Raw genomic sequence first — 1,923 nt, forward strand, 5'->3', positions numbered from 1 at the left:
CTGCAAAAGCGACTTCCAGGCTTTAAGCCTAACGACTGGAAGGACGAGTTCCGGGGAGCTTTCGAGACCGCGACGGAAACGTGGGCAAAAGAATCCCTCCCTGTTCTCGTCGGCAAGAACAGGTCCCGCGAAGTTCTCGATCTACTGAACAAAGAAATGACACAACAGAATAGCCACTGATAAAAATTGAACAACTGTCAGTTTAGTTAAAGATCAATTTGGTCGCGGATCGCTTGGGGGGATACGTGATTGACCAACGAATTAGGATAATGGCTGAAGATTTTCACAGAAATGGCCTAAGTCGCACTCAAGCGCGGGATCTATTAAACCATAGATTCCCGGATAACGAGACGTTGATCGACGAGATACTGAGTAGTATTTTCTAGGAACAGCAGATTATCTGTTCAAGCACTGGGCATCTTAGGCCTCAATGCGGCCCGACCTTTGAAGAGCGCGGGCGTCAAGTGCTAAGGGGAATGACCTCTGTTGGCGACGCTGGCTATCAAACCGGAATCATGCGGCACTGGCACGGCAATTCCGGTTTATGCACTCTAACGCCGGCCGCGATAGCTCCGCCCCTCACTCCAGGGGGGGCAGCATCGGCCTCCAACACCACCTTCGCCACCGGACAGCGCCATCCCCCGTTTTTTCGGCGGCCGCGTCGATCCTTGCGACCGTGACGCACCGAGGATGCCGCCATTGACGCCGCTGGCCAGAGGGGCCTGGCCCGTAGCGTCGAACGGCGCGACCGTGATCATGTGCGCTTTTGATAGCCGGGCTTCTGGCAGTTCACGGCAAGCGTGCTCGACTGGCCGCGATACAGCGGCACGCGCACCTTCGCGGGGCTGGTCATCGAGGCGGGGAAACCGCTCGCTTCTAATAAGCAGGAGGCCTGGCTATCTCGACCTCGCCGCTCTGGTTGGGATTGCGGAATGTCCCCACCTCAAGGAGCTGGTCTCCCGCGAACTCGGGCACGCCTGCGTCGGTTCGGCGCTACTGCTCGTAGGCGTCGATGCCGCCGCTGCCCGTGGTCGACCTGACGTCGGTTACATTGTTGACCGCGAGCGGTGCGGATGCGCTTCGCCGGTGATCTCGACCACCCGCGAGCAGCATGAAATCTGGCGTCGAGCGCCATGGGGCCTTGGGCGATGATGAGTCCCTGGACTGACGACGGGAAGTGCGGTGGCAGTCCAGCACCGTCACCGCCATTGCATTCTCGTCCCTCGGCGAACCAGGTCAGTCGCGCCGGCAAAGCCGGCGGATTGCAACTCTTTCTGTCGCATGATCACCGATTTGCTTCGGCGACGCGGGCCGCGGGCTCGGCTTGCCGAATGTCGCCCAGCGATTTCACCTTGTGCATCAACGACGCGCTGCTGGCCTCATAGGGATCGAACTCAGCTCCGATATCGGTAAGAGATGTAATTCGTCGCAACCGACCGTGCTCGCCCAGATAACCCATCGACCAGTCGGGACAGCGCCGACCGTCGATGTCATCGAAGTTGACGAGCTCGAGTCCGCGATGCCGAGGACGCGGGCGATGCGCATGAACAGCCCATTCAGCCTGCTGCGCTGCCCCTCCAGCAGTTGCATGAAGTATGTTCCGTTGAACACCAGCAATCCCGTGATGCCCGCGCGATCATTGTGGTCCCGAGCCACGACGAGGATCTTCGCGATGAAGTCAGGATCGATCGCGGCGTTCGACAGTCGGCTCACGTAAAGCAATTGAGTAAGCTTCATCCGGCTTCCTCCAAGACACGACATCGAGCGACGCTTTGGGAGGAAACTCCGATCCAATATAGGCCGGGCTGGCGCCTAGAACGAACCGCGAAATCATCATTCCGGATTAGTACGGCACAGCATGCTGCCGCGGCCTGGACAATGCACACTACGGTGCGTTGACGGCGCTGGACTTGCCCAATCAAG

Annotated in this window: 3 protein-coding genes; 1 reads left to right on the forward strand and 2 read right to left on the reverse strand. The window is 58.9% G+C overall.

From position 1 onward, the window contains the following. Positions 1 to 180: hypothetical protein (locus BRAS3809_RS37155; protein ID WP_035659120.1), on the forward strand; the 180-nt coding region annotated here is incomplete at its 5' end. A gap of 813 nt (positions 181 to 993) precedes the next feature. Here BRAS3809_RS37155 and BRAS3809_RS37490 read toward each other — a convergent pair. Together BRAS3809_RS37490 and BRAS3809_RS28020 are read right to left on the reverse strand one after the other, a co-directional pair. Then, on the reverse strand, positions 994 to 1,209 hold the full coding sequence (locus BRAS3809_RS37490) for a hypothetical protein (RefSeq protein ID WP_240535789.1): 216 nt from the start codon (positions 1,207 to 1,209) through the stop codon (positions 994 to 996). 150 nt (positions 1,210 to 1,359) lie between these two features. Further along, positions 1,360 to 1,737, reverse strand: a complete 378-nt coding sequence (locus BRAS3809_RS28020; RefSeq protein ID WP_008965377.1) for a BLUF domain-containing protein — start codon at positions 1,735 to 1,737, stop codon at positions 1,360 to 1,362. Positions 1,738 to 1,923: the final 186 nt, after the last annotated feature.

It is taken from the genome of Bradyrhizobium sp. STM 3809 (assembly GCF_000239795.1).
Taxonomy (GTDB): domain Bacteria; phylum Pseudomonadota; class Alphaproteobacteria; order Rhizobiales; family Xanthobacteraceae; genus Bradyrhizobium.